At 64.7% G+C, this 23,770-nt stretch carries 20 protein-coding genes; 10 read left to right on the forward strand and 10 right to left on the reverse strand.

Annotation, left to right across the window (positions count from 1 at the left end; genetic code table 11):
- Window positions 1–21: 21 nt before the first annotated feature.
- Entirely contained in the window at window positions 22–984 is a 963-nt protein-coding gene (locus tag AC1DXS_RS00565; protein WP_477735650.1) for a LysR family transcriptional regulator, read from the reverse strand.
- A 154-nt stretch (window positions 985–1,138) separates the two neighbouring features.
- Between AC1DXS_RS00565 and AC1DXS_RS00570 the strand changes: the two genes are divergently transcribed.
- The 7 genes from AC1DXS_RS00570 to AC1DXS_RS00600 all read left to right on the forward strand — a co-directional run bounded on the left by AC1DXS_RS00570 (window position 1,139) and on the right by AC1DXS_RS00600 (window position 9,276).
- Complete coding sequence (locus AC1DXS_RS00570) at window positions 1,139–2,674, forward strand: CoA-acylating methylmalonate-semialdehyde dehydrogenase (RefSeq protein ID WP_477735651.1); 1,536 nt, start codon at window positions 1,139–1,141, stop codon at window positions 2,672–2,674.
- 236 nt (window positions 2,675–2,910) lie between these two features.
- Window positions 2,911–4,026 carry a Re/Si-specific NAD(P)(+) transhydrogenase subunit alpha gene (locus tag AC1DXS_RS00575; protein ID WP_477735652.1) on the forward strand — a complete coding sequence of 372 codons (1,116 nt, stop codon included), beginning with the start codon at window positions 2,911–2,913 and terminating at the stop codon, window positions 4,024–4,026.
- Entirely contained in the window at window positions 4,023–4,733 is a 711-nt protein-coding gene (locus AC1DXS_RS00580; RefSeq protein WP_477735653.1) for a hypothetical protein, read from the forward strand. Before AC1DXS_RS00575 ends, AC1DXS_RS00580 begins: the two co-directional genes overlap by 4 nt.
- A 6-nt stretch (window positions 4,734–4,739) precedes the next feature.
- Window positions 4,740–5,066, forward strand: a complete 327-nt coding sequence (locus AC1DXS_RS00585; RefSeq protein ID WP_477735654.1) for an NAD(P) transhydrogenase subunit alpha part 2 — start codon at window positions 4,740–4,742, stop codon at window positions 5,064–5,066.
- Window positions 5,063–6,487 carry an NAD(P)(+) transhydrogenase (Re/Si-specific) subunit beta gene (locus AC1DXS_RS00590; protein ID WP_477735655.1) on the forward strand — a complete coding sequence of 475 codons (1,425 nt, stop codon included), beginning with the start codon at window positions 5,063–5,065 and terminating at the stop codon, window positions 6,485–6,487. Before AC1DXS_RS00585 ends, AC1DXS_RS00590 begins: the two co-directional genes overlap by 4 nt.
- Before the next feature lie 163 nt (window positions 6,488–6,650).
- Window positions 6,651–8,339 carry a long-chain-fatty-acid--CoA ligase gene (locus tag AC1DXS_RS00595; RefSeq protein WP_477735656.1) on the forward strand — a complete coding sequence of 563 codons (1,689 nt, stop codon included), beginning with the start codon at window positions 6,651–6,653 and terminating at the stop codon, window positions 8,337–8,339.
- Window positions 8,340–8,505: 166 nt separating this feature from the next.
- Window positions 8,506–9,276 (forward strand): 5'-methylthioadenosine/adenosylhomocysteine nucleosidase, encoded by a 771-nt coding sequence (locus tag AC1DXS_RS00600; protein ID WP_477735657.1) that lies wholly within the window; start codon window positions 8,506–8,508, stop codon window positions 9,274–9,276.
- A gap of 22 nt (window positions 9,277–9,298) precedes the next feature.
- Here AC1DXS_RS00600 and AC1DXS_RS00605 read toward each other — a convergent pair whose 3' ends face one another.
- Window positions 9,299–10,129: a YecA/YgfB family protein gene (locus AC1DXS_RS00605; RefSeq protein ID WP_477735658.1), complete on the reverse strand. Its 831-nt coding sequence runs from the start codon at window positions 10,127–10,129 to the stop codon at window positions 9,299–9,301.
- A gap of 93 nt (window positions 10,130–10,222) precedes the next feature.
- On the opposite strand from AC1DXS_RS00605, the gene AC1DXS_RS00610 reads away from it, so the two are divergent.
- From AC1DXS_RS00610 to AC1DXS_RS00620, 3 genes are all read left to right on the forward strand, one after another.
- Entirely contained in the window at window positions 10,223–11,938 is a 1,716-nt protein-coding gene (locus AC1DXS_RS00610) for an FMN-binding glutamate synthase family protein (RefSeq protein WP_477735659.1), read from the forward strand.
- A gap of 162 nt (window positions 11,939–12,100) precedes the next feature.
- Complete coding sequence (locus tag AC1DXS_RS00615) at window positions 12,101–13,534, forward strand: caspase family protein (protein ID WP_477735660.1); 1,434 nt, start codon at window positions 12,101–12,103, stop codon at window positions 13,532–13,534.
- Between the two features lie 30 nt (window positions 13,535–13,564).
- Window positions 13,565–14,995 (forward strand): caspase family protein, encoded by a 1,431-nt coding sequence (locus AC1DXS_RS00620; protein WP_477735661.1) that lies wholly within the window; start codon window positions 13,565–13,567, stop codon window positions 14,993–14,995.
- Window positions 14,996–15,067: 72 nt separating this feature from the next.
- On the opposite strand, the gene AC1DXS_RS00625 is transcribed toward AC1DXS_RS00620, so the two are convergent.
- From AC1DXS_RS00625 to argS, 8 genes are all read right to left on the reverse strand, one after another.
- Window positions 15,068–15,514, reverse strand: coding sequence for a putative toxin-antitoxin system toxin component, PIN family (locus AC1DXS_RS00625; RefSeq protein ID WP_477735662.1), 447 nt, complete (start codon window positions 15,512–15,514; stop codon window positions 15,068–15,070).
- Window positions 15,511–16,914, reverse strand: coding sequence for a THUMP domain-containing class I SAM-dependent RNA methyltransferase (locus AC1DXS_RS00630; RefSeq protein ID WP_477735663.1), 1,404 nt, complete (start codon window positions 16,912–16,914; stop codon window positions 15,511–15,513). The genes AC1DXS_RS00625 and AC1DXS_RS00630 overlap by 4 nt, the downstream gene beginning before the upstream one ends.
- Window positions 16,915–16,954: 40 nt before the next feature.
- The gene (locus AC1DXS_RS00635; protein WP_477735664.1) at window positions 16,955–18,493 is read right to left on the reverse strand and encodes an RNA polymerase factor sigma-54; all 1,539 of its coding nucleotides are present in this window, start codon (window positions 18,491–18,493) and stop codon (window positions 16,955–16,957) included.
- 187 nt (window positions 18,494–18,680) lie between these two features.
- Window positions 18,681–19,463: an LPS export ABC transporter ATP-binding protein gene (gene lptB / locus AC1DXS_RS00640; RefSeq protein WP_477735665.1), complete on the reverse strand. Its 783-nt coding sequence runs from the start codon at window positions 19,461–19,463 to the stop codon at window positions 18,681–18,683.
- A 15-nt stretch (window positions 19,464–19,478) separates the two neighbouring features.
- Window positions 19,479–20,096 carry a lipopolysaccharide transport periplasmic protein LptA gene (gene lptA / locus AC1DXS_RS00645; RefSeq protein WP_477735666.1) on the reverse strand — a complete coding sequence of 206 codons (618 nt, stop codon included), beginning with the start codon at window positions 20,094–20,096 and terminating at the stop codon, window positions 19,479–19,481.
- A 411-nt stretch (window positions 20,097–20,507) separates the two neighbouring features.
- On the reverse strand, window positions 20,508–21,170 hold the full coding sequence (locus tag AC1DXS_RS00650) for a thiol:disulfide interchange protein DsbA/DsbL (RefSeq protein WP_477735667.1): 663 nt from the start codon (window positions 21,168–21,170) through the stop codon (window positions 20,508–20,510).
- Window positions 21,171–21,295: 125 nt separating this feature from the next.
- Entirely contained in the window at window positions 21,296–21,931 is a 636-nt protein-coding gene (locus AC1DXS_RS00655; protein WP_477735668.1) for an SPOR domain-containing protein, read from the reverse strand.
- Between the two features lie 56 nt (window positions 21,932–21,987).
- Window positions 21,988–23,673 carry an arginine--tRNA ligase gene (argS, locus tag AC1DXS_RS00660; protein ID WP_477735669.1) on the reverse strand — a complete coding sequence of 562 codons (1,686 nt, stop codon included), beginning with the start codon at window positions 23,671–23,673 and terminating at the stop codon, window positions 21,988–21,990.
- Window positions 23,674–23,770 lie beyond the last annotated feature (97 nt).

A 23,770-nucleotide genomic window follows, 5' to 3' on the forward strand; every position in this document is an offset into this window, starting at 1 on the left:
GAAGGAGCAAGAGCGGCGCACTTATGGCGCCGGTGCTTGTGGTAACACACCGAACCCGCTGGCAAAACTCTCGCGCAGGTGCTCGACAAAATACTGAACGGCCTTGGGCACCTGGGCCGACCAGGGCCGCAGTGCGTAGATGCGCTCGCCGAAGAAGCCCTGAACCTGCCAGTCGGGCAGCACCTGCACCAGCGGCTGCTGGGAGCCGCCGCTCGAGGGCACGCTGAAATCCGGCAGCAAGCCTATGCCCAGGCCGGCCACCAGCGCCTCGCGCAGCACCTCGCTGTTGTTGGCCTTGAGAGTGCCGGTGATATTGACGCCGACCTGCTCGCGCGACTTGCGCTTGCTGTTACGCATAAAGGTCCAGCTGGCGCTGTTGTGGTTGCCCAGGTACAGCAGGCAGTCGTGACCGGCGAGTTCCGAGGGCTGCGTGGGCACGCCGCGCCGCGCCAGGTAATCGGGGCTGGCCAGCAGGATGGAGCGCGTTTCGCACAGCACCCAGGCCACATGGGTGTCGGGCGGCGTGTTGGTGTGGCGTATCGCCAGGTCGAAGCCTTCGTTGGCCAGGTTCACAAAACGGTCGGTCAGCTCGAGCTCGATGTGGATTTCGGGGAAGCGCTTGAGAAAGGCCGCAACGCAGGGCGCCAGGTGCTGGCGCCCCAGGGCCACTGGCGCTGTCACGCGTATCAGCCCGCGCGGCGTGCCCACCAGGTCTTTCACGGCCGCATAGCTTTCGCTGATCCGGGCAAAGGCCGGCTGCATGCCATTGACCAGCTGCTGGCCGGCTTCGGTCAGGCCCACCGAGCGTGTGGTGCGCCGCACCAGCGTTACGCCGGCGGCGCGTTCCAGTTCGCTGATGCGCATGCTGGCCGAGGCCTTGGAGACGCCCAGGCGGCGCGCCGTCTCGGTGAAGCTGCGGGTGGCCGCCAGCACCGTCAGCAGGTGCAGGTCGGCCACAAGGGGGGAGAGCTGGTCGGAGGACATGGATGGGAGGCTGCGCAGGCTGATTGTTCAAAATTATGAACAATGTAATCACAAATGAGGGAGTTATCAATCCGGCCCTGCGGGCCTAGACTGCCACCAAGCCGCCCCTTTCCGGGCTCCTGCCGGCCGCCAGGCCACCTCCAGAGGATTCCCCGTGTCTTTATTACCCGCCGCCACCGCTCCCCAGGCCACCATTGGCCATTACCTCAACGGCCGCGTCGCCGCGCCCCGCTCGGGCCGCAGCCAGGAAGTCTTCAACCCGGCGACCGGCGCCGTGACGGGCCACGTCGCGCTGGCCAGCACGGCCGAGGTCGACGCCGCCGTCGCGTCCGCGCAGGCGGCTTTCCCGGCCTGGGCCGACACGCCGCCGCTGCGCCGCGCGCGCGTGCTGTTCAAGTTCCTGGAGCTGCTCAACCAGAACAAGGACAAGCTGGCCCACATGATCACCGCCGAGCACGGCAAGGTCTTCACCGACGCGCAGGGCGAGGTCTCGCGCGGCATCGACATCGTGGAATTTGCCTGCGGCATCCCGCAACTGCTCAAGGGCGACTTCACCGACCAGGTCAGTACCGGCATCGACAACTGGACGCTGCGCCAGCCCCTGGGCGTGGTGGCCGGCATCACGCCTTTCAACTTCCCGGTGATGGTGCCGATGTGGATGTTCCCCGTGGCGATTGCCGCCGGCAACTGTTTTGTGCTCAAGCCCAGCCCCATAGACCCCAGCCCCAGCCTGTTCATGGCGGACCTGCTCAAGCAGGCGGGCCTGCCCGACGGCGTCTTCAACGTGGTGCAGGGCGACAAGGAGGCGGTCGACGCGCTGCTGGTGCACCCGGACGTGAAGGCCGTGTCTTTTGTCGGCTCCACGCCGATCGCCAACTACATCTATGAAACCGGCGCCCGCCACGGCAAGCGCGTGCAGGCCCTGGGCGGCGCGAAGAACCACATGGTGGTCATGCCCGACGCCGACCTGGAGCAGGCGGTGGACGCGCTGATAGGCGCGGGCTACGGCTCGGCCGGTGAGCGCTGCATGGCGATCTCGGTGGCGGTGCTGGTCGGCAATGTGGCCGACAAGCTGGTGCCCATGCTGGAGGCGCGCGCCAAGGCCCTGGTCATCAAGAACGGTGTGGAACTTGATGCCGAGATGGGCCCCATCGTCACTTCGGCCGCGCACCAGCGTATCACCGGCTACATAGACATCGGCGTGAAGGAAGGCGCCAAGCTTTTGGTCGACGGCCGCGGCTTCAAGGGCGCACAGGCCGGCGCCGGTTGCGACAAGGGTTTCTGGATGGGCGGCACGCTGTTCGACCACGTCACGCCCGGAATGCGCATCTACAAGGAAGAAATCTTCGGGCCGGTGCTGGGCTGCGTGCGCGTGAAGGATTTCGCCGAGGCGGTGAACCTCATCAACGCCCATGAGTTCGGCAACGGCGTGAGCTGCTTCACCCGCGACGGCCATGTGGCGCGCGAATTCAGCCGCCGCATTGAAGTGGGCATGGTCGGTATCAATGTGCCCATCCCGGTTCCCATGGCCTGGCACGGCTTCGGCGGCTGGAAAAAAAGCCTTTTCGGCGACATGCACGCCTATGGCGAAGAGGGCGTGCGTTTCTACACCAAGCAGAAATCCATCATGCAGCGCTGGCCCGAAAGCATAGGTAAGGGTGCCGAGTTTGTGATGCCTACGGCCAAGTAACACGGCGCGCGCCCAGGCGCGAAAGCCCCCTCAGCCGCATGTGCGGTTGAGGGGGCTTTTTTTCGGGAGGCCCCCGGTCACGCAAAAACTATAGACTGCCCTGACAAAAAATCGCAAAAATCTCATGTAAGCTTCATGACAGGTATAAAAACGCACACGCACAAGACAGATCGCGCACAAGCCCGCCCCCGGGCTGACGTCCACCAAGCCCATACCAACGTACTGAGGAGAGACCCATGCTGATTGGGGTACCCGCCGAAATCACGGCCGGAGAAACACGCGTCGCCATCACGCCCGAAACGGCCAAAAAGCTCAAGGCCCAGGGGCACACCATTCGTGTGCAGTCGGGCGCCGGCGTCGCCGCCAGCGTTCCCGACGAGGCCTATACGGCCGTCGGCGCCGAGATCACCGACGCGGCGGGCGCCTACGCTGCCGACATCGTGCTCAAGGTGCGCTGCCCGCTGGACAGCGAAATGGGCATGGCCAAGGCCGGCGGCGTGCTGGTTGGCATGCTCAATCCTTTCGATGCCGCCGGCCTGCAGCGCCTGGCCGCCGGCAAGCTGACCTCTTTTGCCCTGGAAGCCGCGCCGCGCACCAGCCGCGCGCAAAGCATGGACGTGCTGTCTTCGCAGGCCAATATCGCCGGCTACAAGGCCGTGATGATGGCCGCCGATCGCTACCAGCGCTTTTTCCCCATGCTCATGACGGCGGCCGGCACGGTCAAGGCCGCGCGCGTAGTGATCCTGGGCGTCGGCGTCGCCGGCCTGCAGGCCATCGCCACGGCCAAGCGCCTGGGCGCCGTGATTGAAGCCAGCGACGTGCGCCCCAGCGTGAAGGAGCAGGTCGAGTCCCTGGGCGGCAAGTTCATCGACGTGCCCTATGAAACCGACGAAGAACGTGAAGCCGCCGTCGGCGTGGGCGGCTATGCCAAGCCCATGCCGCCCAGCTGGCTGGAGCGGCAAAAGGCCGAGGTCGCCAAGCGTGTGGCGCAAGCCGACGTGGTCATCACCACGGCGCTGATCCCGGGCCGCGCGGCGCCGGTGCTGGTCACGGAGGACATGGTCAAGGCCATGAAGCCCGGCAGCGTGATCGTCGACCTGGCCGCACCGCAGGGCGGCAACTGCCCGCTCACCGAAGCCGGCAAGACGGTAGTGAAGCACGGCGTGACCCTGATCGGCGAAACCAATGTGCCGGCGCTGGTCGCGGCCGACGCCAGCGCACTCTACGCGCGCAACCTGCTCGATTTCCTCAAGCTCATCATCACCAAAGAGGGTGAACTCAAGGTCGACCTGGAAGACGACATCGTCGCGGCCTGCCTGATGACCCAGGGCGGCGAGGTCAGGAAAAAATGATCCGCGAGTTGCTTTCGCTGGTGATGCTGGCAGCCGGAGCGGCTGCTCTGCCTGCGCATGCCGAAACCGTCAAGGTGGGCAGGGCCAGTATCGAACTGCCGGAAGGGAACTGGAAAGCGCTCACGGCCATCAACGGGCAAGACACGGTGGACGGCAATGGCACGGGCGGTGCGCTGCCTACCGAGACCCGTTCTTTTACGTATACCTCCGGTGGCCGTGTGATGGCCATTCTTTATGTGGACTCGTCAAAGGGCGGGGGGATCCGCGTCAACTGGCTCAATACCTGCACCGGCAACCAGAATGTCCATGCCCTGAATCTGACGAAAGATCCCAATGCGCTCGAATGCATCCGGGCGTCAATTCCGTTGAAGGGCGAGCAGTATCTCAAGCGTGCCATGCCCGAAGTGCTGAGCGCGATGGAAGGCCGCGGCATGGCCGTGCCGCCAGCCTTGCAAGCCATCGGCGTGACGGTGGGCAGCTCCGGCGGCACCAGCATGCACGTTAATCTGCTGGTGGTGCCGGGCTTTCTCGGTTTGCAAGGCGAAGAAGCTTCAACCCTTCCGGCATACCTGAAACCCGGCCAGCTTGTGTGGGCGCGCCAGCTGGCCGCGGCCGTCAAGGGCAGCGTCTACTCCATGAGCGGCAACATGACCCTTCCCCCTCTGGCCTTTGCCACTCCCCCCGTTACTTCATCAACTTCCCAATAGGCGATCATGGAAGCAGTTTCCCCCACCATCATCAACCTGATTATTTTTGTGCTGGCCATCTACGTCGGTTACCACGTGGTGTGGACGGTCACGCCGGCCCTGCACACGCCGCTGATGGCGGTGACCAACGCGATTTCGGCCATCGTGATCGTGGGCGCCATGCTCGCGGCCGCGCTGACCGAAACCCCGCTGGGTAAAACCATGGGCTGGCTGGCGGTGGCGCTGGCGGCGGTGAACGTGTTCGGCGGCTTTCTGGTCACGCGCCGCATGCTCGAGATGTTCCGCAAGAAAGACAAAAAAGTTGCCGCGCCCGCTGAAGGAGCCGCCAAATGAGCATGAACCTCGTCACGCTGCTGTACCTGGTGGCCTCGGTCTTTTTCATCCAGGCGCTCAAAGGCCTGTCCCATCCGACTACGTCGATACGCGGCAATCTCTTCGGCATGGCCGGCATGACGATTGCCGTGCTGACGACCGGTGCGCTGATTGTCGAGACCTCGGGCGGCAAGGCGATCGGCATGGTCTACGTGCTGAGCGCCCTGCTGGTGGGCGGCGCGGCCGGCACCCTGATGGCCAAGCGCGTCGAGATGACCAAGATGCCCGAACTGGTCGCTTTCATGCACAGCATGATCGGCCTGGCCGCGGTGTTCATCGCGGTGGCCGCCGTCGCCGAGCCTTACGCCTTCGGCATCGTCGCCAAGGGCCTGCCGATTCCAACGGGCAATCGCCTGGAACTCTTCCTGGGGGCGGCGATTGGCGCGATCACGTTCAGCGGGTCGGTGATTGCCTTCGGCAAGCTCAGCGGCAAATACAAGTTCCGCCTGTTCCAGGGTGCGCCCGTCACCTTCAGCGGCCAGCACATGCTGAACCTGGTGCTGGGCCTGGCCACCATAGGCCTGGGCATCGCCTTCATGCTGACCGGCAACTGGACGGCCTTCTTCGCAATGCTGGCGCTGTCCTTTGTCATGGGCGTGCTGATCATCATCCCTATCGGCGGGGCCGACATGCCTGTCGTGGTGTCCATGCTCAACAGCTATTCGGGCTGGGCCGCCGCGGGTATCGGTTTTTCGCTGAACAACTCCATGCTGATCATCGCCGGTTCGCTGGTGGGCTCCTCAGGCGCCATCCTCTCGTACATCATGTGCAAGGCGATGAATCGCTCCTTCTTCAACGTGATCCTGGGTGGCTTTGGCGGTGAGGCCGGCGGTGCCGCCGCCGGTGCCAAAGAGCAGCGTCCCGTCAAGTCGGGCTCGGCCGACGACGCCGCCTTCATCCTGGGCAATGCCGAAACCGTGATCATCGTGCCGGGCTACGGCTTGGCGGTGGCGCGCGCGCAGCACTCGGTCAAGGAACTGGCGCAAAAGCTCATCGACAAGGGCGTCAACGTCAAGTACGCCATCCACCCGGTGGCCGGCCGCATGCCGGGCCACATGAACGTGCTGCTGGCCGAGGCCGAAGTGCCCTACGACCAGGTGCATGAAATGGAAGACATCAACGCCGAGTTCGGCCAGGCCGACGTCGCCATCATCCTGGGCGCCAACGACGTGGTGAACCCCGCGGCGCACGTCAAGGGCAGCCCCATCTACGGCATGCCCATCCTGGAGGCCTACAAGGCCAAGACGGTCATCGTCAACAAGCGCTCCATGGCGGCCGGCTACGCGGGCCTGGACAACGAACTCTTCTACATGGACAAAACCATGATGGTGTTCGGCGACGCCAAAAAGGTGATCGAGGACATGGGCAAGGCCATCGAATAAGCGCGGACTGGGCGTTTGCCCGCGGCCGTGCGCCGCGGGACTATCCACTTTAGAGGGGCTTCCCTTCTGATTTCCCGGGTTTCCTAGGGAAAACGCAATAGCCACGAAGAGGGCACGCCGTGAGAATCCATGGCTGTAAGCAAAACGTAATGGAGAAGACAACATGAATGCAGCGACCATTGAACGCCCATGGCTCAAGGCCTACCCGCCGGGCGTTCCCACCGACATCGACGCGTCGCAGTACCCGTCGCTGGTGGCCCTGATGGAGGAAAGCTTCAAGAAGCACGGCAGCCGCGTCGCTTACAGCTTCATGGGCAAGGACGTCACCTTCGGCCAGACCGACAGTCTCTCCCTGGCCTTCGGTGCCTACCTGCAAAGCCTGGGCCTGGCCAAGGGTGACCGCGTCGCCATCATGATGCCCAACGTGCCGCAGTATCCGGTGGCCGTGGCGGCCATCCTGCGCGCAGGTTATGTGGTGGTCAACGTCAACCCCTTGTACACACCGCGTGAGCTTGAGCATCAGCTCAAGGATTCGGGCTCCAAGGCCATCGTCATCATCGAGAACTTCGCCAACACGCTGGAGCAGTGCATCGCCGCCACCCCGGTCAAGCATGTGGTGCTGTGCGCCATGGGCGACCAGCTGGGCATGCTCAAGGGCGCGCTGGTCAACTACGTCGTGCGCAACGTCAAGAAAATGGTGCCGGCCTTCAACCTGCCGGGCGCCGTGCGTTTCAACGACGCCGTGGCCCAGGGCACGCGCCTGACGCTCAAGCGCCCCGACATCAAGCCCGACGACGTGGCGGTGCTGCAGTACACCGGCGGCACCACCGGCGTGTCCAAGGGGGCGGTGCTGCTGCATCGCAATGTGATCGCCAACGTGCTGCAGTCCGAAGCCTGGAACGGCCCGGCCATGGCCAGCATGCAGAGCGGCAACCAGCCCACCTATGTCTGCGCGCTGCCGCTGTACCACATCTTCGCTTTCACCGTGAACATGATGCTGGGCATGCGCACCGGCGGCAAGAACATCCTGATCCCCAACCCGCGTGATCTGCCCGCAGTGCTCAAGGAACTCTCCAAGCACAAGGTCAACAGTTTCCCGGCCGTCAACACGCTGTTCAACGGCCTGGCCAACCACCCCGACTTCAACAAGGTGGACTGGTCGCACCTGAAGATTTCGCTGGGCGGCGGCATGGCTGTGCAAAGCGCGGTCGCCAAACTGTGGCTCGAGAAAACCGGCTGCCCGGTTTGCGAAGGCTACGGCCTGTCCGAGACCTCGCCTTCGGCCAGTTGCAACCCGACCAACAGCAAGGCCTTCACCGGCACCATAGGCGTGCCGATTCCCGGCACCTGGTTCAAGCTGCTTGACGACGACGGCAACGAAGTGCCCCAGGGCCAGCCCGGCGAGATCGCCATCAAGGGCCCGCAAGTCATGGCCGGCTACTGGCAGCGCCCTGACGAAACGGCCAAGGTCATGACGCCCGACGGCTACTTCAAGTCGGGCGACATCGGCGTGCTCGATGAAAACGGCTTTTTCCGGATCGTTGACCGCAAGAAGGACATGATCCTGGTGAGCGGCTTCAACGTCTACCCGAACGAGATCGAGGACGTGGTGGCCAAGCTCGACGGCGTGATGGAGTGCGCTTGCGTGGGCGTGGCCGACGAAAAATCCGGCGAGGCCGTGAAGCTGGTGATCGTCAAGAAAAACCCGGACCTCACCGAAGCCCAGGTGCGCGAATACTGCAAGACCAACCTGACCGGCTACAAGCAGCCCAAGGTGGTGGAGTTCCGCACCGAGCTGCCCAAGACACCGGTCGGCAAGATCCTGCGCCGCGAGCTGCGGGATAAGAAGTGAGGCAAAGCCTCGCTTCTTACAGCGAAGGCTAACAACTGCCCTGCTTGCAGGGCTTGTTATGCCGGAGCTACAAGAAGTGAACCAGTTTTAGGACCTGCAAAGGTTTTCTAAGGGGCGGCGCAAGTCGCCCTTTTTTGCGTCCATGCTTTCTGGGCACAATCCCTTCATGCCGATTTCCCAGACTGCATCAAACGCCGCACCTCCTATCGCCATCCTCAGCGCCCTGTTGCAGGAGCAGCAAGGCCTCATGGAGTTGCTGCACCGGCCGCACAAGGTCAGGCACGCCGGCCGCGACTTCTGGCTGGGCGACTTGCATGGCCGGCCCGTGGTGCTGGCCTTGTCGAAAATCGGCAAGGTGGCGGCGGCCACCACGGCAACCGCGCTGATCGAACGCTTTGGCGTGAGCCGCATGGTCTTCACCGGCGTGGCCGGCGGCCTGGGTGCCGGCGTGAATGTGGGCGACGTGGTGGTGGCCAGCGATTTTGTGCAGCACGACCTCGATGCTTCGCCGCTGTTTCCGCGCTACGAGGTGCCGCTGTACGGCCGCAGCCGCTTCGAGGCCGACGCGGCCCTCACGGCGCTGCTGTTCAGCGCGGCTTCGGCGGCGCTGCATGATGGCGGCGCCAGTGCGGCCTTCCCGGGTGCGCGCGTGCACCGGGGGCTGATCGCCAGCGGCGACCGCTTTGTCTCAGGCGCCGGCGAGTCGCGCGGCCTGCATGCCGCGCTCACGGGTGCGGGCCATGAGGTGCTCGCGGTCGAGATGGAGGGCGCGGCCGTGGCGCAGGTCTGCCTGGATTACGGTGTGCCCTTTGCGGCCGTGCGCACCATCTCGGACCGCGCGGATGACAGCGCGCATGTGGACTTCCCGCGCTTTGTCGAGGAAGTGGCGAGCCGCTATGCGCACGCGATCATGGAGCGCCTGCTGGTCTCGCTGTAGCGTCCACAGCAGCGGGGAAGCTTCAGCCCGCGCCGTGGCACTTTTTGTATTTTTTCCCGCTGCCGCAATGGCACAGGTCGTTGCGTCCCGGCGTGGCCTCGGCGCRCACCGTCTCCACCTTGGGCCCCAGCGTCTTCCACAGCTCGCGCAGGTCGTACACCGCCCAGATGGCCTCGCCAAAAGCATTGAGCCGGGCGATGCTGGTGCTGGGCGCGCCGTCCTCGCTCAGCGGTGAGACTTCGGGCGCGGCCGTGTCGTCCTCGGTCATGGCCACCACGGCCTGCAGCGCACCATCCAGCCATTTGGCGGCATCCTTGTCGCGCGGGGCGGTCCATTCGTCGGGCCAGCTTTCCACCGCGAACATAAAACCCAACGCCCAGACCTGGGCAAAGGCGGGCAGGTCTTCGCTTTTGAAAGCAGCGCGCTCTTCGGGCGCCATCTCGGCCACGGCGCCGCGTATGTCCATTACCTCGGGGTGGTAGCAGTTGTCGTCTTCCAGCGAGTCGACTTCCGAATCCAGCGCCGTTTCAACTTCGTGCCAGCGCCGCTTCCACAGTGTGAGGAAGCGCTCACCTTGCCCGGCGCTCGCGAATGAGCCGCCTTCCGGGTCCGGCGCCTCGCCCTCGGCAGGCACGGCCAGCAGCACCGGCAGGTATTCCGCAGCGACGATGGGCCGGCGCGAGCAGATCACCGCGGCCATAAACCCTTCGCAGAACTCCCATTGCGGCGTCTCGTCGTAGCGCGTGCGCAAGTCGTCGAGGATGGCGTCGAGCTCGTCAAAATCCTCGGCTTCGAGGAAAGCCGGCTCGGACGGGGGCGCTGAGGGGGTGGTGGATTTGGCGGTGGGCTTCATGAAAAACAGTCCTGAGCGTCACGCGAGGCTCTTATGATGCAAAGTGTATCTGCCGCATCGCGGTTATTCTGCCCCTCCCACGGAAGCGCCACCATGTTTCTCCAGCGTCTGGATGCCCGGTTCCCGGTTCGTTACACCTTCATGGCCTTGTGCGCGCTGGGCGTGCTGCTGGCGCTGTTCAGCCTGGCGGCCTTTGGCGTTGGCTGGCTGGCCTTGCTGGTCTGCATCGCGCTCGTCGGGGTGGGCGTGCACGACCTGCGGCAAACGCGGCACGCGATATTGCGCAATTACCCGGTCATAGGCCACATGCGCTTTCTGTTCGAGTTCATACGGCCCGAAATGCGCCAGTACTTCATTGAAAGCGACAGCGAGGCCACGCCCTTCTCGCGCGCCCAGCGCTCCCTGGTCTATCAGCGCTCCAAGAGCGAGCCCGACAACCGGCCCTTCGGCACGCAGCTCGACGTGGGCGCGCAGGGTTATGAATGGGTCAACCATTCGATGTCGCCCACCAAGCTGGCCTCGCATGATTTCCGTGTCTGGATAGGCGGCTCGCCGGGCAACCCTTCACCCTCCGTCGAACCCTGCACCCAGCCTTACCACGCGAGTGTCTTCAACATTTCGGCGCTGAGCTTCGGCTCGCTCTCGGCCAACGCCATCATGGCGCTCAACAAGGGCGCCAAGCTGGGCGGCTTCGCGCACGACACGGGCGAGGGTTCGATCTCGCAGCACCACCGGCTGCACGGCGGCGACCTGATCTGGGAAATCGGCTCGGGTTACTTCGGCTGCCGCAACGAGGACGGCAGCTTCAGCGAAGAACGTTTCGCCGCCAACGCGCGCGACCCGCAGGTCAAGCTGATCGAACTCAAGATGAGCCAGGGCGCCAAGCCCGGCCACGGCGGCATACTGCCCGGCCCCAAGGTCACCGCGGAGATCGCCGCGGCGCGCGGCGTGCCGCAAGGCAAGGACTGCATCTCGCCCTCCAGCCACAGCGCATTTTCCACGCCGGTGGAGATGATGCATTTCATCGCCAGGCTGCGAAAGCTCTCGGGCGGCAAGCCGACCGGCTTCAAGTTCTGCATAGGCCACCCCTGGGAGTGGTTCGCCATCGTCAAGGCCATGCTGGAGACCGGCATCACGCCCGACTTCATCGTGGTGGACGGCGCCGAGGGCGGCACGGGCGCCGCGCCGGTGGAGTTCACCGACCATGTGGGCGCGCCGCTGCAGGAGGGCCTGCTGCTGGTGCACAACACGCTGATCGGCGTGAACCTGCGCAGCCGCATCTCCATAGGCGCGGCCGGCAAGGTCGTCAGCGCCTTCGACATGGTGCGCCTCATGGCGCTGGGCGCCGACTGGTGCAATGCCGGGCGCGGCTTCATGATGGCGCTGGGCTGCATCCAGGCGCAAAGCTGCCACACCGGCAAATGCCCGACGGGCGTCACCACGCAGGACCCGGTGCGCCAGCAGGCGCTGGTGGTGCCCGACAAAGCCGAGCGCGTGCGCAACTTCCACCGCAGCACCCTGCACGCACTGCAAGAGCTGGTGCAAGCCGCGGGCCTGTGCCATCCGCGCGAAGTCAATGCTCACCACATCGTGCGGCGCCTGACCGACACCGAGGTGCGGCTGCTGAGCAACCTCATCATGCAGGTGGAGCCCGGCGCGCTGCTGGGCTCGCTGGAAAAACAGAACACGGTCTTCAGCTACTACTGGCCGCTGGCCAGCGCGCACAGCTTTCGCGCCAACGGCGCGGCCATGCAGGCGCCCGCCGGGCCGGATGGAGCGGCCGGAGTTTCCACGCCCGCAAATGCCTAGGTTCGTGCCTCGCGCGCCTCGCGGCTGTGTTGCTTGAGCCCGGGTTTCTCCTCCAATCGGAGGGCGAGGGACAAATTCACCTAGGCATTTGAGCAGGCCGAGGTGAAAATACCGCCGGGCCACAGGCCAGACAAACATCTCAATCTATAACTTCAAAACCTCATGACACTCCACAAATTTCTGGCTGTACTCCTCCTGGCGGCCCTGGCCTGCACCGGCGCGCATGCGGCGGAAGCGCGTCTGGCCCTGCTGATCGGCAACGCAGCCTACAAGTCGGCGCCGCTGCGTACGCCCGTCAATGACCTGCGCCTGATGGAAGCTTCTCTGAAAGAAGCGGGCTTCACCGTCATGAAGGGCGAGAACGTGTCCCTGCGCGACATGCGTCGGCTGGTGCGTGACTTTGGCGACCGTCTCAAGGCTGACGGCGGGGTGGGCCTGTTTTATTTCGCGGGCTACGGTGTACAGGTGCGCGGCGAGAACTTCCTGCTCTCCACCGATTCGGACACACGCCGTGAAGACGAAATCGCGGACGACGCGCTGAATGCCAACACCATCCTGGAAAAGATGCAGTCCGCAGGCAATCGCGTCAACCTCGTGATCCTGGATGCGGGCCGCAACACCCCATTCGGTGCGAAATCGCGATCGACACCTGAAGGATTGGCCGCCATGCGGGCGCCGAGCGGTTTGCTGCTGGCCTTTTCCGCGGCCCCAGGCTCGGTGGCGCCCGAGGGCGCCGGCCGTAATGGCCTTTACGCCGAAACCCTGGCCAGGACGATTCGCCAGCCAGCCCTGTCGGTGGAGGATGCTTTCAAGCAGGTGCGCATCGCGGTGCGCAAACAAAGCAACAACCAGCAGACTCCCTGGGAGAACATGGCGCTGGAAGGGCAGTTTGCCTTCAGCGGCCTCGCCGTGGCGTCCCGCCCTGATACGGCAACGCTGGACCTGGCCTTCTGGGAAAGCGTCAAGTCGAGCAATTCCGCTGCCGACCTCCAGGCCTATCTCTCGCAATACCCTGAGGGGGTGTTCGCCGGCCTGGCACAAGCCCGGCTTGCGCAGCTGAAACTGGCCGGCCCAACTCCGACCGCGGCACCAGGAGGAGATGGCTCACTGTTGGGCACGCTGGACCTGATCGACAGCTTCAGCAAGCAGAAACGCAAGATGGATGTGAGGATAGTCGATACCGGCAGCACCCGCAAAGGCTATTCAACCGGTGACGTGATCTCCGACCAGGGCCAGGTCATGCAGTTGCGCGTCGGTGAGCATGTGCTCCGCGTGACCGGTGGCGCCTTGTGGACGGTGCCGCTTAAGGACCAGGCTTCCGGGCAAGCCGTGGTGGAGCAGATCGACGCGGGCTATCACGCGCGCGGAACATTCCGCTGGACAGCCACGCCCATTGGCCAGGGAAAGGTTCGCGTGGATGGAACGGTGGCCTACTCTTCGCCGACTCCCCTGAATGCGAAGCCGGTTTACATGTATGGCAAATGGACGTCCACCTACAGCGCCGAACGCGACCTGCCGGACACCACCAGCGCCAAGCTGCGAAGTGAGCTTCCATTGTTCACCAACGTGATGGCTACGGAACTCAAGCTTCGCTAGCCGGACGCCATCACCCTCTGGATTTTCACCATGACCCCACGCCTGTTTCTCTTCCTGATTGCGGTATTTTTCTGGAGCCAGCCTGTGGCGGCACAAGGAACTCCCGAGCCCAAATTGGCTTTGCTGATCGGCAACGCGGCCTATAGGCTGGCGCCGCTGCGCACGCCTGTCAACGACGTGCGTCTGATGGAAACCGCCTTGAAGGAAGCCGGCTTCACCGTGATGAAGGCCGAGAACGCTACCCTGCGCGACATGCAGCGGCTGGTGGGTGATTTCGGCGACCGGCTCAAGGCCGGCGGCGGTGTCGGGCTGTTTTATTTCGCCGGCCACGGCGTGCAGGTGCGCGGCGAAAATTTTCTGATCTCCACCGATTCCGACACGCGCCGCGAAGACGCGGTGACCAATGACTCGCTCAATGCCAACACCGTCCTGGAGAAGATGCAGGCGGCGGGCAACCGCGTCAACCTCGTGATCCTGGACGCCGGCCGCGAGAACCCCTTTACCGTCAGGTCGCCATCGTCCTCCGAGGGCCTGGCCGGCATGCGCGCGCCTAGCGGCTCGCTGGTGGCGTACTCCACTGCACCGGGCTCGGTCACGCCCGACGGCCCAGGCCGCAACGGGCTTTACACCGAAACCCTGGCCAGGGCGATTCGCCAGCCGGGCCTGCCGGTCGAGGAAGTCTTCAAGCAGGTGCGCACTGTCGTTCGCAAGCAAAGCAACAGCCAGCAGACTCCCTGGGAAAACACAGCCCTGGAAGGGCAATTTTCCTTCAGCGCCCAGCCCGCGGCGGGCCGTCCCGATACCGCGACGCTGGACCTGGCTTTCTGGGAAAGCATCAAATCCAGCAATTCCGCAACCGACTTCCAGGCCTACCTGTCGCAATACCCCGGTGGCGCGTTTGCCGGCCTGGCGCAAGCCCGGCTTGCGCAGCTGAAGGCGGCCGAATTGAGCAAGGCGTCGGCGCCCGCCGTGCCCGAACTTGTGGGCACGCTGGCAAGCAACGACCGGGCTTATGGCCAGAAGACCTCGGTCGCCGTCACGATCAGCCAGCGCAACGACCAGCGCACCGTGTATTCATCGGGCGACATCATTGCCAGCGGCGGCCGCATCGAGCAATTGCGGGTCGGTGACGTGGTGGTGAAAGTCACGTCGGGCTCACTCTGGGCGCTGCCCGCCAAAGCCGGAACCAAGGGAGAAGCCCGTATCGAACGACTGAACGCCGGATCGCGCTCGCTCGGCAAGATGACCTGGAGCTCGATCGATGCCGGCGGCGGCAAGACCCGCATCGATGCCAGCGTGGCCTATCACTACCGCTACCTGGGCGTTTATGACGAACGGGTCTACGGCAAGTGGACCGCAACTTACAGCGGCGAGCGGGACCTGCCGGATTCGACCTCGGGACGACTGGAAGGCCTGATGGGCGGGCGTAATGTGGTGTCAACCGAGTTCACGCCGCGCTAAGCCCGCAGCGCCCGGCCATGGCAGCGCGTGCGCGCCATCCGCCAGCCCATCTCACGCTCGGCACAACACCGTTTACATCGTGCTTTGAGCCCGAGCCCCGCAGGCAAGAATCCGTTTTCTCATCGACAGGATGTGGCGGTCCTTGCTTAACAGCAGGGCCTGGTGTGCGATCGCAAGGTCGATAAACTTCTGGTCGTCTGCGTCGCGGCAGGTCAGGACTGATTTGCCGGGCGCATCGCAAAGGCGAACTGTCGCATCGAAGACCGAGAGAACCTTATCCACGGTGAGCTGATAAAACGCAAGACGTGAAACGATTTGCGGATAGGCGAGCACGCGTTCAAGTTCGTCACGCATGGCCTGTGTTGCCAACCAATAAAGCTCACCGTCCGCCAACGCTTGCCGCAATGGAGTCGTGGCCACATCGGCGAATACGAGAATATCCAGGGCGATATTGGTGTCGATGACGACCGGTTTCCCACCAGCAGGCAGGGCTGCGCCAGGCCGGGGGAGTGCACTCACGGTTTGTCTGGTGAAGCAGCCGGCTTGCCGCGTGCCGAGCCGGCCACCATGTCGAAGCGGAACAGCCGGCATTCAATCGGGCCGTTCCACATCGGCACGCGGCGCGATTCCTTCAGGCGCATCTTGCCGGGCAGCTTGAGGTCAGGTGTGAGCACGTGGGCCGTCCAGCCCGCGTAATTTTTCTTCCAGTGCGCGGCCAGCTGCGGGAAGAAATCGGCGGCTTCTTCGCCCCAGGCGTTCTGCGCCTGTTCGCGGCCGGGGTTGGCCGAGCGGTCGCGCGAGGTTTCGAAGGCAGCTTCTTCGCGGTTGTCACCGTGATCGCCGCCATCCTGGTTCAGCGGCTGGCCGAACTCGTCGATAGGCTGGTTGCGGTGGTCGTGCTGGATGGCTTGGTTTTGCTGACGGCGCTGGTCGCGGCCCTGCATGCCGGTGATGCCGGCCACACCGGCAACGTCGATGCGCTCGCCATAGGGGGGGTTCACCAGCATCACGCCCGAGGGCGCTGGCGGCATGCGCTGCAGCGCGTCGCCGCCGCGGAACTCCACCGCGTTGGCCACGCCGGCGCGCTCGGCGTTGCGTTCAGCGAAGTCGACCATGCGAAACGACACATCGCTGCCGAATACCGGCGCCGCGGGCGCTGTGATTGCGGCTTCGGCCTGGTCCAGCAGGCCGTCCCACACATGGCCCTGGAAGGGCAAATACTTCTGGAAGGCGAAGCGCCGGTTGATGCCGGGCGCGATATTGCAGGCGATCTGCGCCGCTTCGATGGCGATGGTGCCCGAGCCGCAGCAAGGGTCGTACAGCGGCACACCGTCCTTGCACAGCTGGTCCCAGCCGCTGGCGGCGATCATCGCGGCGGCCAGGGTTTCCTTGAGCGGCGCGTCGCCCTTGTCTGCGCGCCAGCCGCGCTTGAACAGGGGCTCGCCCGAGGTGTCGATGTAAATCGTGACGGTGTCCGTCGTCAGGTGCACGTAGATGCGCACGTCGGGCCAGCGCGTGTCGACGCTGGGCCGCACGTCGTTGAACTTCGCGCGAAAACGATCGGCAATCGCGTCCTTGATCTTCAGCGCCGCGAAGTTCAGGCTGGTCAGCGGGCTGTGCTGGGCGGTGATTTCTACCTTGAAGGTCTGTTGGGGCGTGAACCAGATCTCCCACGCCACATTGGCGGCGGCGTTGTAGAGGTCTTGCTCGCTGCGGTACTGGTTGTGCTGCAGCTCGATGAGCACGCGCTGCGCCAGCCGGCTGTGCAGGTTGAGCTGCAGCGCGTCGCGCCAGGAGGCCTGCAACTGCACGCCGGCGCGCCAGGCCTTGCCCTGGAGGCCGGTGACGCGCTGCACCTCGGCGGCCAGCAGTGTTTCGACACCCGCGGCGCAGGGTAAAAAGAGTTGAAGTTGGTTCATGACTGACTTTGAGGGACGGGGCAGCGCTGCCTGATCGCGGCTAGAGTGATTTGCGTAAATTAGCCGGCGCGATGCGCAGGGCCTCGCGGTACTTGGCCACAGTGCGGCGCGCGCATTCGATGCCTTGCTCCTTGAGCATCTCGGAAATCTGGTTGTCGCTGAGCGGTTTTTTGGTGCTCTCGGAGGAGACAAACTGCTTGATCAGCGCGCGCACCGCCGTGCTGGAGGCGTTGCCGCCGGTTTCGGTGCCCAAGGCGGAGCCGAAGAAATACTTCAGTTCGAAGGTGCCGAAGGGCGTGCCCATGTATTTGGCGGTGGTCACGCGCGAAATTGTGGATTCGTGCAGGCCGAGCTCGTCGGCGATCTCGCGCAGCACCAGCGGGCGCATGGCGAGTTCGCCGTGCGTGAAGAAATTTTTCTGCCGCTCGACGATGGCGCTGCTCACGCGCAGGATGGTGTCAAAGCGCTGCTGGATGTTCTTGATGAACCAGCGCGCCTCCTGCAAGCGCTGCTGCAGCGCCTGGCCGTCCTGGCCTTTGTGCTGCTTGAGGGCGTTGGCGTAGATGTCGTGCACGCGCAGGCGCGGCATCACGTCGCCGTTGAGCGTGACCTTGAAGCCACGGCCCGACTTCACGACGATGACGTCGGGCACGACCAGGTTGCGCTCCACGTTCACGAAGCGGCGCCCGGGCTTGGGGTCGAGCCTGCCAATCACCGCGATCGCCCCCTTGATCGCGGCCTCAGTGAAGCCGCACAGGTAGCTCAGGCGCTTGACGTCGCGCTTGGCCAGCAGTTCCATCGGATGCTTGCACACGGCAATGGCGGCGCGGGTCTCTTCGCAGTCCTTGCAGTCGAGCAATTGCAGGCCCAGGCATTCGGCCAGGTTGCGCGCACCCACGCCGGCCGGCTCCATGTGGTGCAGCAGCTTGAGCGCCATGGCAAAGCGCTGCTCGAGGTCCTCGGCCTGCTCCAGGTCGCCGCCGGCGAGGCCGGCCGCGAGCGAGGCCAGGCTGTCTTCGAGGTAGCCGTCATCGTTGAGCGACTCGATCAGGAAATGCAGGGCCGCGCGGTCTTCCTCAGACAGGCGCAGGCCCAGCGACTGGCGGTGCAGATGGTCTTGCAGCGACTCATGGGCGCCCGCCAGGTCGGAGGCCTCGGCATCGCTTTCTTCATTGTTGTTCTTGCGCGCCGGCGCATCACTGCCCCATTCGCTGTCGTCGGGCGTGGTCTCGACAGTGCCGTCGCCTTCCCAGCTTTCCTCGAGCTTGGGCTCCGCGCTGGGCTCGGCTTCAGCGGCCGTGGAAATACCTGCGTCTTCCGCACCGCCGCCGGCCGTCGATTCCGCAGCCGATTCAAACTCGCGGCTGTCCTGGCTGACCGGCGTGTTGACATGCTCCAGCCCGAACTCCTCGCGCACCGCGGTTTCGTCCGACACCTCGAGAAACGGGTTTTCGTCGAGCATCTGCTCGACCTCCTGGCTCAGCTCCAGCGTCGAGAGCTGCAGCAGCCGTATCGACTGCTGCAGCTGGGGCGTCAGCGCAAGATGCTGCGAGACGCGGAGCGAGAGGCCTTGTTTCAAGGACTCCCCCCCGTTGGATGCTCACTTCGTGTAGCACCCTCCCCCCTACAGGGGGCGGCGCCTGTGGCCTGGCAAAGCCAGTTCCACGGCCCCCGCTTGAAAGACGATGGCAGGCGTGTCAATGTGGCGACGGCACTCTCGGAAGCCCGCACGTTAAGCGCGATGAACAACAAGGGGGAAACCATCTCTACATCTTGAAGTGCTCGCCCAAGTACACGCGGCGCACATCGGCGTTGTTCACGATCTCGGACGGCGTGCCCTGGGCCAGCACATGGCCGTCGCTGATGATGTAGGCGTGGTCGCAGATGCCCAGCGTTTCGCGCACGTTGTGGTCGGTGATCAGCACGCCGATGCCGCGCGACTTCAGGAAGCCGATGATGCGCTGGATTTCGATCACGGCGATGGGGTCGATGCCGGCAAAGGGCTCGTCAAGCAGGATGAAGCGCGGCTGGGTCGCCAGGGCGCGCGCGATCTCGACGCGGCGGCGTTCGCCGCCCGACAGCGCCGGTGCCGGCGAATTGCGCAAATGGTCCACGCGCAGGTCCTGCAGCAGGGCATCCAGGCGCGATTCGATGTCGGCGCGGCCCAGGGGTTTGCCATTCGCGCCCAGCTGCAACTCGAGCACGGCGCGCACGTTTTCTTCGACCGTGAGCTTGCGGAAAATCGAGGCTTCCTGCGGCAGGTAGCTCAGGCCCAGGCGGGCGCGCAAGTGGATCGGCATGTGCTCGACCGACTGGCCGTCGATGGAGATCTCCCCCGCATCGGCGCGCACCAGGCCCACGATCATGTAGAAGGAAGTCGTCTTGCCGGCGCCGTTGGGGCCCAGCAGGCCCACGACCTCGCCTTTTTGCACGGCCACCGAAACATCCTGCACGACCTTGCGGCTGCCGTAGGATTTTTGCAGCCCTTGTGCAACGAGGCGGCTGGGGGTTGCGGCCCGGGCCGCCGAAGTGTCAGTCACCACATCCATCTGTGCAGGTTCTTTCTAGTTCTTTTCATTGCCCAGCGTGGTGCTGGGGCGCAGGGCGGCCGGCGGGGCCGCTGGCACTGCGTTGGGTGCCGAGGCGGCGGCGCGCGGTGACAGCATGGCGCGTACGCGCCCGCTCGGGTTGGTGGCGGTGCGGTTTCCACCGTCCACGGTGAAGACGTCGGTGTTGTTGTCGTAGACGATCACGGAGCCGGTGGTTTCATCCACCAGGGTGGCGCCGTTGTAGCGGCGCACCACGGCGCGCTTGATGAATTTCACCAGGTCGGCGCGGCTGTCGTATTCGATGCGCTCGCCTTCGCCTTCGATGTATTCGTCCACGCCGTCCCGCTTCTTGCGGTAGAAGGCCAGCTTGCCGGGCGCCGCGATGGCCACCGCCTGCTGGTAGCCCTCGGGATCCTGGCTGACGTCGACCTGTGCGCCGCGCACGATGGTGGTGCCTTTGGTGATCACCACGTTACCGGTGAACACGCTGGTCTGCTTCAGGTCGTCATAGCGCAGGGCATCGGCCTCCGCATTCATGGGCTTGTCCCGGTCGGCTTTTTCGGCCCAGGCCGGACACGCCGCCCCCAGCGCCAAAGCGGCCGGCAGGATGAGGGAGTAAAGGGGGTGTTTCATAAGGCACGAATCTTGCTGCTTTGGGTTCGGCCATTGTAGCCATGCAAGCTGTGGGAATGGCTTGCACGGGAATAAAAAGGCCCCCACGCTCTCGCACTTCGTGTCGTCGCGAGGCCTTGCAGGCCGCGGCTCGCGAGACGCTTCGCCTCTGTCGCCCGTCCAAGCCTGCGCAGGCAGGCTTGGAGCCGCGGGCTCCAGCCCCTCGGGGGCCGCCCGCCTGCGGCCCGGCCCTTCGACAGGCTCAGGACAGGCCAAGGCCGGTTCCGCGGCTCATGCTGGTTGAAGAGTTCAGGAGGGTGCGGGAGGTATTTATCAGTGGGGGCCGCGGGACTGGCTTTGCCAGACCGCGGGCGCCCGCCCCCTTGAGGGGGGAACGGACTACACGAAGTGAGTCCGGACGGGGGTGCTACCTTATTTCTTGGTGCGGGACTGGGCGATCAGGTAGTCCGTGACCTGCAGCGCGCGGGGCATGCTTTGCGCGAGGGTGGCCGAGGTGTAGTAGCGCCCGGCAATGCCCAGCGCGGGCACACCGTCAACCTTGTAGATGTCCTGCAGCTGCGTAGCCTTGCGCACCTTGGTGGTGACGGTGAAGGAGTTGTACATCTCGACGAACTTGGCCTTGTCCAGGCCCTGTTTTTCGGCCCAGGTGGCGATGGAGTCGGCGGTGTTGAGCGCGAATTTCTCCACGTGGATGGCGTAAAACACCTTTTTGTGGAGTTCCTCGACCTTGCCCATGGCCTCGAGCACGTAAAAGAGGCGTTGCTGGGGTTCGAAGTCGGGACGGAAAGCCACCGGTACGCGCCGCACGGTCACATCCTTGGGGGCCTGCTTCATCCAGGCTTCAAGCGTCGGCTCAAAGGCATTGCAATGCGGGCAGCTGTACCAGAAGAACTCCACCACCTCGACCTGGCCGGCGGGCACTTCGGTGGGCGCGGGCTTGTCCAGCGACACGTAATCGGCGCCGTCCTTGAAGGCCCTGGCCTGGGCTTGCGCCAGCGTGGGCAGGGCGGCGATGCCACCGAGGCTGGCGACGGCTGCCGAAGCGGCTGAAAACGAAAACTCACGGCGTTGCATCAGATTCTTCTCCTGGTATGACGGAAATGTTGGGTGGGCCGTCCCTGCGGACGGCGGCCTCATGGTGCGGGGCACAGGGGTTTGTACACCCGCGCCGTTAAAAGTTCAGCTTATCGCCTCAATGCTCAGCGCTGCACACGGACCAGCGCCGTTTCGATGGAGTTGTTGTCCAGCCGCTCTTTGGCTTTGTCGGCGTCTTCCTTTTTGTCGAAGGGTCCAAGGCGCACACGGTATACGGTGCGGCCGGCTTGTTCACGCTCGCTGACCTTGGCCTGCATGCCCAGCAGCAACAGCTTGGCGCGCTGCTGTTCGGCGTCTTCAGGCGTGCGGAAGGCGCCGGCCTGGATGAAATAGCTGAAAGGGTCCGCGCTGGGGCTGGACGACAGGCCTTCTACTTTGGCCTTGGCCAAGTCGCCCAGCGGGTCGGCAGCAGGGGCGGGTTTGGCGGCGGCGGTTTTGGCGGGCGCGGAAGCGGCGGCCTTGGGCGCGGCGGGGTCGGGAACGGCGACGCCGTTCGGTTCAGGGGCTGCCGGTGCGGCCGGCGGCTTGGGCTGGTTCTTGCCGGCCAGCGGCGCGTTGGGATTCCAGTCCTTGTTCTTCTTGGCTTCCGCAGCGTCGCTGTCGGGATTGCGTGCCTGGCTCTTGTTCATGAAAGGCACGGGCACCTTGGTGATGTAGACCGCCACGGCGAGCGCGGCGCCCAGGCCGATCAGCGCGCCAATAACCAGACCCAGCAGGGTCCCGCCTCGTTGTGTATTCATTCCCTTGCCCACGTTCATTGCCTTGTCCTGAAAATCCGGGTGTTACCGGTGTGTGCTTACATCTTGCGCGGGGCGCTCACGCCCAGCACCRCCAGGCCATTGTGCAACACCTGCGCGGTCGCCGCGACCAGGGCCAGGCGGGCGCGCTTGACGGCCTCGTCATCGACCAGGATGCGCTCGGCATCGTAATAGCTGTGATAGCTCGCGGCCAGCTCGCGCAGGTAAAACGCGACGTCGTGCGGCGCCAGGCCGGCCGCCGCGTTGGCCAGCATCTCGGGGTATTTGGCCAGCAGCAGCATCAGCGCCTGGGCCTGCGGGCTGTCCAGCGCCGACAGGTCGGCGGTCTTCAGGCTGGCTTCGTCGCCGCCCTGGCTGGCCCAGATGGTGAGGATGGAGCAGATGCGCGCGTGCGCCATCTGCACGTAGTACACGGGGTTGTCGTTGCTCTGTGCCAGCGCGAGGTCAATATCGAACAGGAATTCGGTGTCGGGCTTGCGGCTGAGCAAAAAGAAACGCACGGCGTCGGCGCTGGTCCACTCGATCAGGTCGCGCAGCGTGACGTAGCTGCCGGCGCGCTTGGAGATCTTGACCTCCTCGCCGTTGCGCATGACGCGCACCATGGTGTGCAGCACGTAGTCGGGGTAGCCCTGGGGAATGCCCTCGCCGGCGGCCTGCAGCCCGGCGCGCACGCGGGCGATGGTGCCGTGGTGGTCCATGCCCTGGATGTTGATCGCCTTGCCGAAGCCGCGCTCCCACTTGGCCAGGTGGTAGGCGACGTCGGGCACGAAGTAGGTGTAGCTGCCGTCGCTCTTTTTCATCACGCGGTCTTTGTCGTCGCCGTAATCGGTCGACTTCAGCCACAGCGCGCCGTCCTGCTCGTAGGTCTTGCCGGCGCCTTTCAGTTTCGCCACCGTGGCGTCGACGCGGCCCGAGCTGTACAGGCTGGACTCAAGGTAATAGTTGTCGAACTTCACCGAGAAGGCTTTGAGGTCCAGGTCCTGCTCGTGGCGCAGGTAGGCCACGGCAAACTGGCGTATCGAGTCCATGTCTTCCACATCGCCCGAAGCGGTGAACTCGCGGTCGTCCGCACTGACCGTCTTTTTCGCCAGGAAGTCAGCCGCGATGTCGGCGATGTAGTCGCCGTTGTAGGCCGATTCGGGCCAGGCGGCGTCGCCGGGCTTGATGCCCTTGGCGCGCGCCTGCGTGCTGGCGGCCAGGGTCTGGATCTGCACGCCCGCGTCGTTGTAATAAAACTCGCGCCACACCTGTGCGCCCTGGGTGGCGAACAGGTTGCAGATCGCGTCTCCCAAGGCGGCCTGACGGCCATGACCCACGTGTAGCGGCCCGGTCGGGTTGGCGGAGACGAATTCGACAATCATGCGCTGCCCGCTACCCGCAGCTTGCGTGCCGTAGGTGGTGCCGGCCTGCAGCACCTCGCGCACGGTTTCCTGCTTGGCGGCGGGCTTGAGGCGGATGTTGATAAAGCCGGGGCCGGCGATCTCGATGGCTTCGACCCAGCGTTCGAAGGCCGGGGCCTTGAGCAAGATGGCGCGCAGGTTTTCGGCCAGCTGGCGCGGGTTGAGCTTGAGCGGCTTGCCCAGCTGCATGGCGGCCGTGCAGGCGAAGTCGCCGTGGGCCGCGACCTTGGGGGATTCAAACGCGGCTTTGTCGCCCGCGCCGGGGGAAAGTTCTTCCAGGCCCGCAGCCAGGGCCACGAGCAGGTCTTTTTTAATCGAGAGCATGGGCTGATTTTACGGTTAAGCCATGCACCGTCCGGGGGGCGCGAATGCCCGGCCGTCGAATTTGGCGTAGCCAAGCCCGGCCTTCTGTGTTTGAATT

It is taken from the genome of Polaromonas sp. P3_B1 (assembly GCF_056402935.1).